The organism is Phenylobacterium sp. (genome assembly GCF_036563285.1).
Lineage (GTDB): Bacteria > Pseudomonadota > Alphaproteobacteria > Caulobacterales > Caulobacteraceae > Phenylobacterium.
In genome coordinates this window covers 604,137-619,277 of record NZ_DATCMR010000011.1, presented here as the reverse complement: position 1 = coordinate 619,277, position 15,141 = coordinate 604,137, and the positions used below count along the sequence as shown (strand labels likewise).

The following is a 15,141-nucleotide window of genomic DNA, read 5'->3' as shown; positions in this document are numbered from 1 at the left end:
TCCGACGCCGCCTATCCGCTCCTCATCCCGCGTGACTGGCGATTGAAGGTGGGCGACCACCGGGGAGCGCGGAGCCGATAGTCCGCCGCTCGCCTGGGCATTCCTCTCACACCGAAGGAGATGCCGTGCCCGCCGCCCCCGACTTCCCCGCCGCGCCCGACAAGGTCGGCATTCGCCGCGCCCTGCTGTCGGTCTCCGACAAGACCGGCCTGGTGGAGGCCGCCAAGCTGCTCGCCGACATGGGTGTCGAGCTGGTCTCGACCGGAGGCACCAAGAAGGCCATCGCCGACGCCGGACTTCCCGTGAAGGACGTGGCCGACCTCACCGGCTTCCCGGAGATGATGGACGGCCGGGTGAAGACCCTGCATCCGGTGGTGCACGGCGGCCTGCTGGGCGTGCGCGACGCGCCCGCCCACAAGCAGGCGATGGACGAGCACGGGATCGGCGCCATCGACCTCGTCTACGTCAATCTCTACCCGTTCGAGCAGACGGTCGCCTCCGGCGCCGACTACGCCACCGCCATCGAGAACATCGACATCGGCGGGCCGGCGATGATCCGCTCCGCCGCCAAGAACCATGGCTACGTCTGCGTCTGCACCGAGCCGTCCGACCTCGCTGAGGTCCTGGACGCCGTGAAGGCCGACGGCGCCACCTCGCTCACCCTGCGCAAGCGCCTCGCCGCCCGCGCCTACGCCCGCACCGCGGCCTACGACTCGGCGATCTCCGGGTGGTTCGCGCAGGAGCTGGGCGAGGGCTGGCCGCAGCGCAAGGCCATCGCCGGCGAACTCGTCCAGACCATGCGCTACGGCGAGAACCCGCACCAGGCGGCCGCCTTCTACCGCTTCCCCCACCCGCGCATCGGCGTCGCTACGGCCCGCCAGCTGCAGGGCAAGGAGCTCAGCTACAACAACATCAACGATACCGACGCGGCTTTTGAGCTGATCGCGGAGTTCGATCCGGCGGCCGGCCCGGCCTGCGCCATCATCAAGCACGCCAATCCCTGCGGCGTGGCCACAGGCGCGACGCTGGAGGACGCCTACCGCCGCGCGCTGGCCTGCGACCCCACAAGCGCGTTCGGCGGCATCGTCGCGCTGAACTCGAAGCTGGACGCCGCGACGGCCGCCCAGGTGCTGGAGATCTTCACCGAGGTGGTTATCGCTCCCGACGCCGACGAGGACGCCGTCGCCCTCTTCCGCAAGAAGAAGAACGTCCGCCTGCTGGTCACCGGCGGCCTGCCGGATCCCCACGCCGAGGGCCGTACCTTCAAGTCCGTGTCCGGCGGCTTCCTGGTGCAGGGCCGCGACAACGCCCGCCTGACGCCCGCCGACCTCAAGGTGGTCACCAGGCGCGCGCCCACCGACGAGGAGGTGCGCGACATGCTCTTCGCCTTCACCATCGCCAAGCACGTGAAGTCCAACGCCATCGTCTACGCCCGCGCAGGCCAGACGCTCGGCGTCGGCGCGGGCCAGATGAACCGCAAGGATTCAGCCCGCATCGCCGCCCTGCGCGCCGCCGACTTCGGCCTCGACCTGAAGGGCTCGGCCTGCGCGTCCGAAGCCTTCTTCCCGTTCCCCGACGGCCTCATCCAGGCCGCCGACGCCGGCTGCACCGCGGTGATCCAGCCCGGCGGCTCGATCGGCGACGAGAAGGTCATCGAGGCCGCCAATGAGCGCGGCGTCGCGATGGTGTTCACCGGCGTGCGCGTGTTCCGCCACTAGCCGCGCTTGCGCCGGCTCCCCGCGTCCATCGCCAGCTCGCGCAGGGCGGCGTTGGCGATGGTGAGCTTGGCGAAGGTCCAGGGGCCGCCGGCCGACTCGATCTCGTCCACCGTGCGGCAGGCGACCTTCGCCTGCTCGCGCCGCAGCGCCGCCCAGGAGCTCACCGCCTCGCGCGCCGAGGCTGCGTCCGCTCCGGCCTGGGCGGAGCCGGCGAAGTCCATGATCGCGCGCGCCAGCTGGGTCTGCTCGGCCAGCATGTCCTCGATCAGCCGGCGCAGCGCGGTGCGCTCGAAGTTGTCGCCGGCCGCGAACTGGCCCGCGGCCGAGCGCAGGCGGTCGAAGGCGAAGGCCGCGCCGGCGGCGTTGTAGAGCCGTGACACGTTCGCCACCGGCCAGCTCGACGCCTCGGCCAGGTCCACCAGGTCGGCGGCCGTAGTCAGCGACTGCAGGATCGCCACGGCGCGCGCCTCGTCCTTCGGCGCTCCGGCCTCCACCAGCTCCCGCGCGCGCGCCTCGATGGAGGTCTTCTCCACCTCGGTGACGGTCGCCGGCGTCAGCTGCTTCAGCGCCTTGAAGCCCGGCGCGTAGCGGCCGATCAGCTCGTCCACCGAGAGCTTCTCGCGGAACGCCCGCCTGGCCAGCCAGAACGTCGCCCCGCGCAGCGCCCGCGACGTCGCGCGGAACAGCGCCATCTGGCCGGCCGCGGGCGCCTTGCCGTCGAGCGCCGCGATCGCCTTCCACAGCGGCTCGATCTCCAGCACCGCCTTGGCCGCCTCGTACCCCGCGGCGAACGCTGCGACATCGCACCCGGCCGCCGCCATCAGCCGCGACGGGAAGCTCGGGCCGCAGCGGTTGATCACGTCGTTGGCGAACACCGTGGCGATGATCTCGCGCCGCAGCCGGTGGCCGCGGATCTGCGCCCGGTAGCGGTGCAGGGGCTTGGGGAAGTACTCCACCAGCCGCCGCTCGAAGAACGGGTCGTCCGGCGCCTGGCTGACGGTCAGCTGGCGCTTCAGCTCCAGCTTGCCGTAGGCCAGCAGCACCGCCAGCTCTGGGCGGGTGAGTCCCTGGCCCGCCGCCTGCCGCTCGGCGATCTGCAACGCGTCCGGCAGGCCCTCGACGGCGCGGTCCAGCCGTCCCTGGACCTCCAGCTCGGTCATGAACTGCGCCTGCGCCTCCAGCTCGCGCGGCGCGTCCATCTCCAGCAACGAGAGCGCCAGCGTCTGGTCGTAGTTGTGCGCCAGCACGTGGGCCGCCACGTCGTCGGTCATCGACGCCAGCAGCGTGTCGCGCCGCCTGCGCGTCAACTCGCCGTTGCGCTCCAGCATGCCGGTGAGGATCTTGATGTTGACCTCGTGGTCCGAGGAATCCACGCCGGCCGAATTGTCGATGGCGTCGGTCTCGACGCGCCCGCCCAGCTTGGCGAACTCGATGCGCCCGGCCTGGGTGAGCCCCAGGTTGGCGCCCTCGCCGATCACCTTCACCCGCAGGTCCAGGCCGTTCACCCGCACCGCGTCGTTGGCCTTGTCGCCGACCTCGGCGTTGGCCTCGTGCCGCGCCTTCACATAGGTGCCGATGCCGCCCAGGTAGAGCAGCTCGGCCGGCGCCTTGAGGATGGCGTTGATCAGCTCCGCCGGCGTCATCGCCGTGGCGTCCACGCCCAGCATGGCGCGGACCTCCTTGCTTAGCGGGACCGACTTCAGCGTCCGCGGGAACACCCCGCCGCCCTTGGAGATCGCCTTGCGGTCATAGTCGTCCCACGACGAGCGCGGCAGCTTGAACATCCGCTCCCGCTCCTTCCACGAGCGGGCCGGGTCGGGATCGGGATCGAGAAAGATGTGGCGGTGGTCGAAGGCCGCCAGCAGCCGGATCTGCTTCGACAGCAGCATGCCGTTGCCGAACACGTCTCCCGACATGTCCCCGCAGCCCACGACCGTGAAGGGCTCCTTCTGGATGTCCTTGCCCAGCTCGCGGAAGTGGCGCTTCACCGCCTCCCAGGCGCCGCGGGCGGTGATGCCCATCACCTTGTGGTCGTAGCCGGCAGAGCCTCCGGACGCGAACGCGTCGCCCAGCCAGAAGCCGTAGTCCTCGGCCATGCCGTTGGCGATGTCGGAGAACGTCGCCGTCCCCTTGTCGGCGGCCACCACCAGGTAGGGGTCGTCGCCGTCGTGCACGACCACGTCCGCCGGATGGACCACCTTACCGGCCGCATCCAGGTTGTCGGTGATGTCCAGCAGGCCGGACAGGAAGGTGCGGTAGGCGCTGATCCCCTCCGCCCGCACCGCGTCCGGCGAGCCGGTCTTCGGCAGCAGCTTCGGGAAGAAGCCGCCCTTCGAGCCCACCGGCACGATCACCGCGTTCTTCACCTGCTGGGCCTTCACCAGCCCCAGCACCTCGGTGCGGAAGTCGTCGCGCCGATCGCTCCAGCGAAGCCCGCCCCGCGCCACCGGCCCGAACCGCAGGTGCACGCCCTCGACGTTCACCCCCCACACGAAGATCTCGCGGTACGGCTTCGGCGCCGGCAGGTCGGCCAGCTCCCCGCTCGCCACCTTGAAGCTGATGTACGGCTTGGCCTGGTAGTAGTTGGTCCGCTGGATCGCGGCGACCAGCAGCGCCAGGCGGCGCAGCACGCGGTCGTCGTCCAGGCTCTCCACGCCTTGCAGCGCCTCGGTGATCCTGCGCATCACCGCCTCGCCCTGCTTCTTCCGCTCCGCCAGGTCCGCGCCTGTCGCCGGGTCGAAGCGGGCCTGGAACAGCTGCAGGATCAGCCGCGTGACCTCGGTGTGCCGCGACAGCGCCTCCTCCTGCACCCGCTGCGTGGGGTCGAGCCCCGACTGCTGGCGGAACTTGGCGAGCGCGCGCACCAGCGCCGCCTCGCGCCAGGGCAGGGCCAGCTCCAGCACCAGCCGGTTGAAGCCGTCGTTCTCGGTCGCGCCCGTCCAGACGGCCACCACCGCGTCCTCGAAACAGGCCTTCACCTGGGCGAACACCAGGTTGGCGCCGCGTGGGTCCTCGATCTCGAAGTCGTGCACCCACACCGGCGGCTCGCCCTCCCGCCCGATCGGGAAGCCGGCCTCGGCCAGGGCCCGCAGGCCCATGTTCTCCAGCACGGGCAGCACGTCCGCCAGCGCGATCGGCTCGCCCGCCCGATAGAGCTTGAATCGGAACTGCAGGGCGGTGTCCTTGGCCGTGCGGTAGGCGCGCACCTTCAGCGGCTCGTCGGGCGCGAACCCGTCGATCACCGCCACGTCCTCCAGCGCCTGCGCCGGGTCGAAGCGGTCGCGGTAGCCCGCAGGGAAGGCGTCGCGGTAGCGCGCCAGGGTCTCGGTCACCGCCTCGGGCTCGCGCCCCAAGGCCCGCACGGTCGCCTCGAAGCGGTCCTCCCACGAGCGCGCCACCTCGGCGATGGCGGCTTCCAGCGCAGGCAGCTTCGGCCACTCGTGCTGTCCCGGCGTGAAGCCGATGACGTAGTGCACGCGGGCCAGCGGCGCGTCCGAGAAGCTCGGATAGTTCGCCGACACCCGCCCGCCATAGGCCTTGGCCAGCAGCCGTCCGGCCTTGGCGGCGACGTCTGAATCGTACTGGTCGCGGGGCAGGAACAGCAGCACCGAGGCGAACCGGTCGAACGGGTCGCGCCGCTCGAACAGCCGCACGCGAGGCCGGTCGTAGAGGTGCAGTATGCCCAGCGACAGCTCGAGCAGCTCGTCCTCGGTCACCTGGAAGAGCTCGTCGCGCGGATGGTTCTCGACGATGTTCTTCAGCCGCTTCTCGTTGTGGCTGTTCTTCGCCATGCCGGCGCGGTGCAGCACGCGCGCGACCTTCTCGCGGATCAGCGGCACGGCGCTGGCCGGCTGGTCGTAGGCCTCGGCGGTGAACAGGCCCACGAAGCGGATCTCGCCGGCCGGCAGGCCCTCGGCGTCGTAGCGCTTGATGGCCAGGTAATCCATGTAGCCGCGCCGGTGGACGCGGCTGCGCACATTGGCCTTGGCCACCGTCAGGGCGGGGTCGTTGAGCAGCCGCTCCTTCATGTCGCGCAGCAGCACCGCGGGCTCGTTGGCGCGGCGCAGCACGGTGCGCTCCGGATCGCGCAGCACGCCCAGGCCGTCCTTAGCCTGGTAGAGCGGCTCCTCCGGCGCGTATTCGCCGCTCGGCAGCTTGGGGTACTCGTAGACCCGCGCGCCCAGGAACACGAAGTGCTCCTCGTGCAGCCAGCGCAGGAAGGCGAGCTCCTCGGCCGTGACCTTGTCAGGCCGGGCCGCGGCTTCCTCGACCACCCGGCCCATCAGCTCGAGCATCTTCGGGAAGTCGTCGACGGCGGCGCGGACGTCCTTCAGCGTCGCCTCCACGCCGCGGACCAGCGCCTGCTCCCGGTCGGCCCCGACGGGGTCGAGGATCACCTGGATCATCGACTCGCGCCTTGCCGCGCCATTGCCTCCGCGGTCGCCGGTGCGCTCGCGCTGCACCTCCACCACCGGGTGGAACATGGCGCGCACCGACAGCCCCTGGTCGGCGATCTCGCCCATCACCGAACCCACCAGGAGCGGCGCGTCGTCCTGCACGATCTCCAGCCGGTCGAGCCCGCCGTGCCGTTCGCCGATCACCGGGACCACCCGGATCGTCGCCCCGCGCCCGCGGCGGCGCGCGGCGAAGCGCCAGAAGTCGAAGAGGTTGGCGGCGATCTCGGCGCTCGTCAGCTCGGGCAGCTCGTCAGGCGCCGCGTCCGCGGCGGCCTGGGCCACGAACGCATAGGCCGCTTCCGCCTGCGGGTCATTGCCGAGCGCCTCGGCGAAGGCCTTCACCAGCTTGCGGGCGGCGGGCGGGGTTGCGGCGCGGGGGGATTTCAGCATGGGAGCGTCCCGGCGCTGAAGGTCCTGGTCCTGAGCGCGAGGACGCCGCCGGAGGAGAGAGTCCGGCGGCGTGCGGACCCGCCGTGGGGGAGCGGCGGTGCGCTTGGTGCTCGCAGCGTCCGCAGGCTAGGGGAGCGGACGCTCCTGCCGTCGGCCTCGTAGCCACGGCACTGCTTAGATAGGAACCGTACGCGCAATTTGAAGGCCCTTCAGGATCGTTTCCGACGCCGGCCGGCAGGTTCTTTCGACACGTTGTGGTCCGGCGTCTGGCCGGGCTCCTTTTCCCGCAGGTGCTGCGGATCGCCATCGGCCGACAGCAGGATGGCGATCCACCGCGTGCCCTTGAACTGCGCCAGGATGACCATGGCCATGACCGTCAGCGGCGTCGACAGGAAGGCGCCCGAGACGCCCCAGATCGCGGTCCAGAACGCCAGCCCCAGCAGCACCGCCACCGCGTCGAGGTTGAGGCTGCGGCCCTGCATCCGCGGATAGATGATGTTGCCGACCACCAGGGTGACGGCCTGCAGCACGGCGAACAGGACGATCGCCTGCCACAGGGTGTCGAACTGGACGAGCGCCATGATCGGCGGCGCGGCCACCCCGATCACGCCGCCGATCACCGGGATGTACGAGGCGATGAAGATCAGGAAGGTCCAGAAGATCGCGTTGTCGAGCCCGACCGCCAGCATCCCGGCCAGCGAGGCGGCCGCGATGATCAGGCCGGTGATCGTCTGGACCCAGAGGTACTGCTCCACCCCGTCGCGGATGCGCAGGAAGGAGGCCACTGCCTCCTGGCGCTCTTCGCGCTCGGGGAACAGGCCAACGACCTTGCGCTCCCAGCCGTGGCGCGAGGCGATGATGAAGCCCAGGTAGACCAGTACGAACGCGGCGTTCGACGCGAAGGTCTGCAGGCCGCGGGCGACCTGGCCGAGCAGGCGGCCGGGGTCGAGCTGGCGAGCCAGCTCCTGCACCGTCGGCGGCACATCCAGGCCCACCCACCCCGCGGCGCGGGCGAGCAGGTTGTTGAGCTTGGGCGTGTAGGTGACCACCTGGCCAGCGAAGTTGGTGGCGTTGTCGGCGATCACGAAGGCCGCCCCGCCGAACAGCAGCACCGAGAGCGCCACCGCGAGCGGCGTCGCCACCCGGCGCGTGATCGGCAGCCGGTGCTCCAGCACGCGGGCGAACCCGTCGATCATCACCGCCAGGAACATGGCCAGCGCCAGCGGCGTCAGGATGGGCGCGAGCCAGTACAGCGCCGCCCCCGTGGCGATGGCGGCCAGGATCACCACGGCGTTGCGGGTGACGGCCGAATGGTTGGCGGTGATGGGCGCGGGGGGCATGCGGAGCTTTCGGGGCGGGCCGTCAATGTCGGCGGCGTCGTCGCCCCCGTCAATCCGGGTGAGCTCTACCCTTGTCGGGCGGAGAATGGGAGCGATTTTGCCCCAGATCCGGGAATTATCACGAACTCTCCGCCAGCAGCGAAGCCGCAGGAATCAACCACGTACCACACTGACCACGCGGCCGCGGTCTGTGCAGGGCCGCGCCGCGGCCTCCGTGTGATCCGTGGTCGGTTCAAATGAACGCCTGCGGCTCGCGGCAGCGTCACCATAGGAACAACCGCCGAGCTTCCCGAGTCTCCCACCGCAACCTCCGCAGCTGGGGAGCTGGACATTGGCCTTCGTCGTCTTCGCCGGGCAGTCGAACACCGGCGGCGCCTATCAGGACGGCTCCACCGTGCCGCACGCGTGGAAGCCTGATCCCAAGACCCTGATCTGGGACGCCGAGCACAAGGCGTGGGTGCAGATGCAGCCGGGCGTGAACACCGGCTTCGGCCACATGCCCGAGGCCTGGGGCCCGGAGGTCCAGTTCGCCATCGCCTTCCGCCAAGCGCACCCGGACGAGACCCTCTACATCATCAAGTCCACTTGGGGCGGCTCGCGGCTCGATTACGACCCCGGCCAGTGGCACTACGACTGGTCGCCGCGCTCAGACGACGAACTCTTCGACCGCACCACCCAGATGATCCACGAGGCTGGCGCCGCCATCGGCGGCGTGCGTCCCGGCGCCGTCTTCTGGGGCCAGGGCGAGGAAGACGCCAACTTCCGCAACACGTCGGAGGCCTACGACGAGAACCTGCCGGCCTTCTTCGCCGCGGTGCGCCAGGAGTGGCTGGCCGACGCCAACGGCAAGATCGGCTTCTTCCGGATCTCCGGGACCCCGGCCTTCGGCGCCGAGGTGCGCCACGCCCAGCTGGTCACCGACGAGGCCGACCCCAACGCCGAGAGCTTCGATTCCCGCCCCTTCCCGCTGATGGCCGACAACGTGCACTTCACGGCCGCCGGCCAGCAGATGTCGGGCGACGCCTTCTTCCGGCTCTACGAGGCCTGGCGCACCGGCGCGCCGCCGCCGCAGGATAACTCCGGCAAGGTGCTCAACTCCGGCGGCCCGGGCGACGCGCTGATGGGCGGGGCCGGCAACGACACCCTCAACGCCAGCCGCGGCGCCGACATCCTGACCGGCGGCGCCGGCGACGACCGCTTCGCCTGGGCAGAAGAGCCCTGGTCGCCTGGCCGCGTCACCGACTTCGACGTCGGCCACGACGTGCTCGACATCTCCCGCCTGCTCGCCAAGGCCGGCTATGCCGGCAATGACCCGGCCGCGGACGGCTACGTCTACCTCTTCGACGACGGCGCGGGCGGGACCAAGGTCCTCTTCGACCATGATGGCCCCGGCGGCGACTGGCCGAACTACATCATCCAGCTCGAGCACCTGCCCGCCGGCGGCCTCACCTGGGCCCAGCTGACCACGGCCTCCGCGCCGCCGCCGCAGCCTCCACCGGCACCGCCCCCGCCGCCGCCCGCGCCGCCTCCCCAGCAAGGCGAGGTGCTCACCTCGACTGGCCCCGGCGACACCCTGCAGGGCGGCGCCGGAGCCGACACGCTCAACGCCAGCCGCGGTTCCGACGTGCTGACCGGCGGCGGTGGCGCAGACCGTTTCGTCTTCGCCGCCGAGCCCTGGTCGCCGGCCGAGATCACCGACTTCACCCCGGGGGCGGACAAGATCGACCTGCGCGCCCTGTTCGACGCGGCGGGCTTCACCGGCGCCGATCCCTTCGCCGCCGGCTACCTCAAGCTGCTCGACGACGGCGCCGGCGGGACCAAGGTCCTCTTCGACCGCGACGGCCCCGGTCCCAGCCCCCAATGGGCGAACTACGTCATCCACCTCCAGGGCGTCGCGCCCGCCGCCCTGACCGGCAGCGACTGGATCGTGCAGTAGCAACCCTCTCCCGCGACGGCGGGAGAGGTAGCGCGAAGGACCTGGTAGCGGCGGCGCCTGCTCGCCGCTAGCTTGCGCGCCCCCGGACCTGCGAGGAGCTAATGACCGAAAACGGCGTCCTGATCGGCATGGCGGATGCGCCCCAGGCGCTGCGTCTCGACCGCGCCAACCGCCACGGCCTGGTGGCCGGCGCCACCGGCACCGGCAAGACCGTCACCCTGCAGGTCCTGGCCCAAGGCTTCTCCGACGCCGGCGTCCCGGTTTTCGCCGCCGACGTTAAGGGCGACCTCTCCGGCATCGCCCAGCCCGGCCAGCCCAACGACAAGATGCTCGCCCGCGCCCAGGGCATGGGGCTCACGATCCAGCCCGCCGGCGCGCCGGTGGTGCTCTGGGACCTGTTTGGCGAGCAGGGCCACCCGATCCGCGCCACCGTCTCCGAGATGGGCCCGCTGCTGCTCGCGCGCATGCTCGAGCTAAACGAGGTGCAGGAAGGCGTGCTCAACGTCGTCTTCCGCGCCGCCGACGAGGAGGGCCTGCTGCTCCTCGACTTCAAGGACCTGCAGGCGGCGTTGACCTACGCCTCGGAGAACGCCAAGGAACTCGGCGCGCGCTACGGCAACCTGGCTCCGGCCACCGTCGCCACCATCCAGCGCAAGCTGCTGGTGCTGGAGGGCCAGGGCGCCGACGCCTTCTTCGGCGAGCCGGCGCTGGAGCTCTCTGACCTAATGCGCACCGACGGCTCCGGCCGCGGCTACGTCAGCCTGCTCGCCGCCGACCGGCTGATCTCCTCGCCCAGGCTCTACGCCACCTTCCTGCTGTGGCTGATGAGCGAGCTCTTCGAGGAGCTTCCCGAGGTGGGCGACCTGGACAAGCCCAAGCTGGTGTTCTTCTTCGACGAGGCCCACCTGCTGTTCCGCGACGTCCCGGATGCCCTCCTGCAGAAGGTCGAGCAGGTGGTGCGCCTGATCCGCTCCAAGGGCGTGGGCGTCTACTTCGTCACCCAGAACCCGGCCGACGTGCCGGAGACGGTGCTGGGCCAGCTCGGCAACCGCGTGCAGCACGCGCTGCGCGCCTACACGCCCCTGGAGCAGAAGGGCCTGCGCGCCGCCGCCCAGAGCTTCCGCCCCAACCCCGCCTTCGACACGGCCGACGCCATCCAGGCGCTCGGCGTCGGGGAGGCTCTCGTCTCCGTGCTGGACGAGCGCGGCGCGCCCACGGTGGTCCAGAAGACCCTTGTGCGCCCGCCCGCCTCGCGCCTCGGCCCGCTCACCGCCCAGGAGCGCTCGGCCCTCATGGCCCGCAGCCCCGTCCGCGGCCTCTACGACGAGGTCCGCGACCGCGAGAGCGCTTACGAGATCCTCCGCAACCGCGCCGAGGCCCGCCTTGCCGAGGAGGAAGAGCCCGAACCCGTGGCGGCCCCGCGCCGGAGGGCCGAGCCTGCGCCGGCCCCGAAGCCGAGAGCCCGCGCCCCCGCCCGCCAGCGCCAGGGCATGGCCGAAGCCTTCGCCAAGTCCATGCTCCGCAGCGCCGGCAACACCATCGGCCGCGAAGTCATCCGCGGCCTCTTCGGCACCCCCGTGCGCCGGCGGCGGCGGCGGTACTAGCGCGGCGCCATGCGGATCGCGCCGTCGAGGCGCACGTCCTCGCCGTTGAAGTAGCTGCACTCGATCATGGTCATGGCCAGCTGGGCGTATTCCTTCGGCACGCCCAGGCGCTTGGGGAACGGCACTGAGGCGGCCAGCGCCTCCTTCACCTGCGGTGGGGCGAACTGCATCAGGGGCGTGTCGAAGATGCCGGGCAGGATGGTGTTCACCCGGATGCCGTCGCCGGCCAGGTCGCGGGCGATGGGGAGCGTCATGCCGACCACGCCGCCCTTGGACGCCGAATAGGCCGCCTGGCCCATCTGGCCGTCCTCGGCGGCCACCGACGCCGTGTTGACGATCACGCCCCGCTCGCCGTCGGCCAGCGGCTCGAGGTCGATCATCCCCTTCGCCGACTTGGCGATGCAGCGGAAGGTGCCCACCAGGTTGATCTGGATGATGAAGTTGAAGGCATCGAGCGGGAAGTGGCGCGCCTCGCCGGTCTGCTTGTCGCGGTAGGCGGTCTTCACCGCATTGCCGGTGCCGGCGCAGTTCACCAGGATCCGCTCCTGGCCGTGCGCCTCGCGGGCCTTGGCGAAGGCCGCGTCCACGTCCTCTTCCGAGGTGACGTTGCATTTGCAGAACACGCCGCCCACTTCACCTGCGACCTTGTTCCCCTTCTCTTCGTTCATGTCGAAGATGGCGACCTTGACGCCCTTGGCGGCGAGCGCCCTGACGGTGGCTTCCCCGAGGCCGGAGGCGCCGCCGGTGACCACGGCCGCGACGGATGAGTTGAGTTCCATGGACGAAGGCTCCCCGAAGTCCTTAGTGTTTGGGTCTGCGAGGCTTTAGCCCGATGAGCGCGAGCGACAAAGCGTCACCCGACGTCAAGGCGGAGTTCGATCCCCGGACTCCCATCGACCCCTCGCGCGCCCTCGTGCCGTCGGTCGTGCAGCTGAACGAGCAGCGGGTGGCGGTCGGCTTCTGGCCGAAGATCAGGAAGGTCGTCGCCCACGTGCCGTTCGCGGCCGAGGCCCTGTCGGTCTGGTACTGCGCCAGGGACGAGGAGACGCCGACGGCGGCCAAGGGCATGATGCTGGCGGCGCTCGCCTACTTCGTCGTGCCCACCGACGTGATCCCCGACTTCATCGCCGGCCTCGGCTACACCGACGACGCGGCCGTCTTCACCGCGCTGCTGGGCGTCGTCGGCCGCCACCTGAAGCCCCGCCACCGCCAGGCGGCGCGCACGGACATCAAGAAGCTCCGCGACGATCGCTGACGCTAATCTTTGGCGCCGCCAGCCACCTGCGATACACTGAAGAGAGGATCTTTCTCTTCGTGAATCAGAGGCTTAGATAAACTCGAGAGTTGTCGCGCTCGGTGATGCAAATAGGCCTGACGCGCAATGTGACATCGCCCGTCAGTCGACGGTGACCACCACCTTGCCCATGGCCTTGCGGCTGGCCAGGTGCTTGATCGCCTCGGCCGCCCGCTCCAGCGGGAAGCGCTCGGAGACGAACGGCTTGATCCGGCCTTGGTCGTAGAGGGCCAGCAGCTCGGCGACGCTCTCCTGGTGCTTCTGCGGGTTCTTGCCGACCCACGCGCCCCAGAACACGCCCACGATATCGCAGCCCTTCAGCAGGGCCAGGTTGAGCGGGATCTTCGGGATGTCGCCGGCCGCGAAGCCCACCACCAGGTACTTGCCCTCCCAGGCGATCGACCGCAGCGCCGGCTCCGCATAGTCCCCGCCGATGGCGTCGTAGATCACGTCGGCGCCGGCAGGCCCCGTGGCGTCCTTGAACTGCTGGGCCAGCTGCTTCTGGGCGTCTCGGTCGAAGGGGCCGCGGCCGTAGACTACGCCCGTCGCCGCGCCGTGCCGCTTGCACAGCTCGACCTTCTCCTCCGACGAGGCCGCGGCGATGACGTTGGCGCCCATCACCTTGCCGAGCTCGACGGCCGCCAAGCCCACGCCACCCGCGGCGCCCAGCACCAGCAGGCTCTGGCCGGCCTTCAGCTGCGCCCGGTCCTTCAGGGCGTGCCAGCTCGTGCCATAGGTCATGATGAAGGCCGCCGCGTCGTCGAACGGCATGGAGTCGGGGATCTTCACCAGCCGGTGGGCCTCCAGCGCCAGTTCCTCGGCCATCCCGCCCCAGCCGGTGTTGCCCAGCACCCGGTCGCCTGGCCGCACGTTGGTCACGCCGTCGCCGACCGCCTTGACGACCCCGGCGATCTCGCCGCCCGGCGCGAACGGCCGCTGCGGCTTGAACTGGTACTTGTCCTCGATGATCAGCACGTCGGGGAAGTTGACGCCGACCGCCTTCACCTCGACCACCGCGAACCCTGGCTTGGCCTCCGGCGAGGGCACGTCCTCCAGCACCAGGGTGTCGGGTCCGCCCACTTCCTTGCTCAACAGGGCCTTCATCGCGCTCTCCCGGGGTCTGGTTGGGCGGCGACCCTAGCCCGCTCGAACGGATGTTTGAAGCCGCCCGATTTGGTTCATTCGGACCTCTCACCTATATTCCGCGGCCCTTCTCGAAGGATCTGAAGACCTTGGGCGTCACGCTCGACCTTTCCCGCGCGCCGGCGATTCCGGCGGCCCCGGCGAAGCCGAACCTTTCGGGCCTCACCCGCAAGGCGCTGGCGGCTGCGCTGGTGGAGCACGGCGTCGTCCCCGAGCCCAAGGCCAAGATGCGCGCCTCCCAGCTCTGGCGCTGGATCCACCACTACGGCGTCACCGACTTCGCGGCCATGACCGACGTGGCCAAGGAGACCCGCGCCGCCCTGGCCGAGGTCTTCAGCCTCGCCCGTCCCGAGGTGGTCGAGCGCCAGGTGTCCAGGGACGGCACGCGGAAGTGGCTCATCCGGATGGCCCCGGGCATCGAAGTCGAGACCGTCTACATCCCCGACGTCGGCCGCGCCGGGGCGCTCTGCGTCTCGTCCCAGGTGGGCTGCACGCTCAACTGCACCTTCTGCCACACCGGCACCCAGGCGCTGGTGCGCAATCTCACCGCCGCCGAGATCGTGGCCCAGGTGCAGGTCGCCCGCGACGACCTCGGCGAATGGCCCTCGCCGAAGGAGGACCGCCGGCTCTCGAACATCGTCTTCATGGGCATGGGCGAGCCGCTCTACAATCTCGACAACGTCGCCGACGCCATCGACATCATCGCCGACAACGAGGGCATCGCCATCTCGCGGCGGCGGATCACCGTCTCGACCTCGGGCGTCGTCCCCGAGCTGCAGGCGCTGGGCGAGCGCACCCAGGCCATGCTGGCCATCTCCCTGCACGCCACCAACGACGCGCTGCGCGAGAAGCTGGTGCCGCTCAACAGGAAGTACCCGCTGGCCGAGCTGATGGCCGCGATCCGCGCCTTCCCGGGCCTCTCCAACGCCAAACGGGTGACCTTCGAGTACGTGATGCTGAAGGGGGTCAACGACAGCCCGGCCGACGCCAAAGCCCTCGTGAAGCTGCTCGCCGGCATACCGGCCAAGATCAACCTGATCCCGTTCAACAAGTGGCCGGGCTCGGACTACGAGTGCTCGGACTGGAAGACCATTGAGGCCTTCGCCGCGATCCTCAACCGGGCGGGCTACGCCTCCCCGATCCGCACGCCGCGCGGCCGCGACATCCTCGCCGCCTGTGGCCAGCTGAAGAGCGAGAGCGAGAAGGTCCGCGCCAGCGTCCGCCGCAAGGCCGCGCAGGCGGCGGCCGAGTAGCTTTCC

9 protein-coding genes and 1 riboswitch are annotated in these 15,141 nt (G+C 70.5%); of the genes, 5 read left to right on the top strand and 4 right to left on the bottom strand.

The window, feature by feature from the left end; translation table 11 throughout:
* The first annotated feature begins 21 nt into the window (after positions 1 to 21).
* Positions 22 to 106: riboswitch (ZMP/ZTP riboswitch) on the top strand.
* Positions 107 to 125: 19 nt separating this feature from the next.
* Positions 126 to 1,718, top strand: coding sequence for a bifunctional phosphoribosylaminoimidazolecarboxamide formyltransferase/IMP cyclohydrolase (gene purH, locus VIL76_RS13695; protein ID WP_332045586.1), 1,593 nt, complete (start codon positions 126 to 128; stop codon positions 1,716 to 1,718).
* Here purH and VIL76_RS13690 read toward each other — a convergent pair.
* The gene (locus VIL76_RS13690; RefSeq protein WP_332045585.1) at positions 1,715 to 6,565 is read right to left on the bottom strand and encodes an NAD-glutamate dehydrogenase; all 4,851 of its coding nucleotides are present in this window, start codon (positions 6,563 to 6,565) and stop codon (positions 1,715 to 1,717) included. The two genes, purH and VIL76_RS13690, sit on opposite strands and share 4 nt — an antisense overlap.
* Before the next feature lie 209 nt (positions 6,566 to 6,774).
* Positions 6,775 to 7,905, bottom strand: coding sequence for an AI-2E family transporter (locus VIL76_RS13685; RefSeq protein ID WP_332045584.1), 1,131 nt, complete (start codon positions 7,903 to 7,905; stop codon positions 6,775 to 6,777).
* 331 nt (positions 7,906 to 8,236) lie between these two features.
* Here VIL76_RS13685 and VIL76_RS13680 point away from each other — a divergent pair, with 331 nt between their 5' ends.
* Together VIL76_RS13680 and VIL76_RS13675 are read left to right on the top strand one after the other, a co-directional pair.
* Positions 8,237 to 9,841: a sialate O-acetylesterase gene (locus tag VIL76_RS13680; RefSeq protein ID WP_332045583.1), complete on the top strand. Its 1,605-nt coding sequence runs from the start codon at positions 8,237 to 8,239 to the stop codon at positions 9,839 to 9,841.
* A 101-nt stretch (positions 9,842 to 9,942) separates the two neighbouring features.
* Entirely contained in the window at positions 9,943 to 11,445 is a 1,503-nt protein-coding gene (locus VIL76_RS13675; protein WP_332045582.1) for a helicase HerA-like C-terminal domain-containing protein, read from the top strand.
* On the opposite strand, the gene VIL76_RS13670 is transcribed toward VIL76_RS13675, so the two are convergent.
* Positions 11,442 to 12,224: an SDR family NAD(P)-dependent oxidoreductase gene (locus VIL76_RS13670; protein ID WP_332045581.1), complete on the bottom strand. Its 783-nt coding sequence runs from the start codon at positions 12,222 to 12,224 to the stop codon at positions 11,442 to 11,444. The genes VIL76_RS13675 and VIL76_RS13670 overlap by 4 nt on opposite strands.
* A gap of 53 nt (positions 12,225 to 12,277) precedes the next feature.
* On the opposite strand from VIL76_RS13670, the gene VIL76_RS13665 reads away from it, so the two are divergent.
* Positions 12,278 to 12,700, top strand: coding sequence for a YkvA family protein (locus VIL76_RS13665; protein ID WP_332045580.1), 423 nt, complete (start codon positions 12,278 to 12,280; stop codon positions 12,698 to 12,700).
* A 141-nt stretch (positions 12,701 to 12,841) separates the two neighbouring features.
* Here the strand turns inward: VIL76_RS13665 and VIL76_RS13660 are convergent, their stop codons facing one another.
* Positions 12,842 to 13,843: an NADPH:quinone oxidoreductase family protein gene (locus VIL76_RS13660; RefSeq protein ID WP_332045579.1), complete on the bottom strand. Its 1,002-nt coding sequence runs from the start codon at positions 13,841 to 13,843 to the stop codon at positions 12,842 to 12,844.
* 128 nt (positions 13,844 to 13,971) lie between these two features.
* On the opposite strand from VIL76_RS13660, the gene rlmN reads away from it, so the two are divergent.
* Entirely contained in the window at positions 13,972 to 15,135 is a 1,164-nt protein-coding gene (gene rlmN / locus VIL76_RS13655) for a 23S rRNA (adenine(2503)-C(2))-methyltransferase RlmN (RefSeq protein WP_332045578.1), read from the top strand.
* The last annotated feature ends 6 nt before the right edge of the window (positions 15,136 to 15,141 follow it).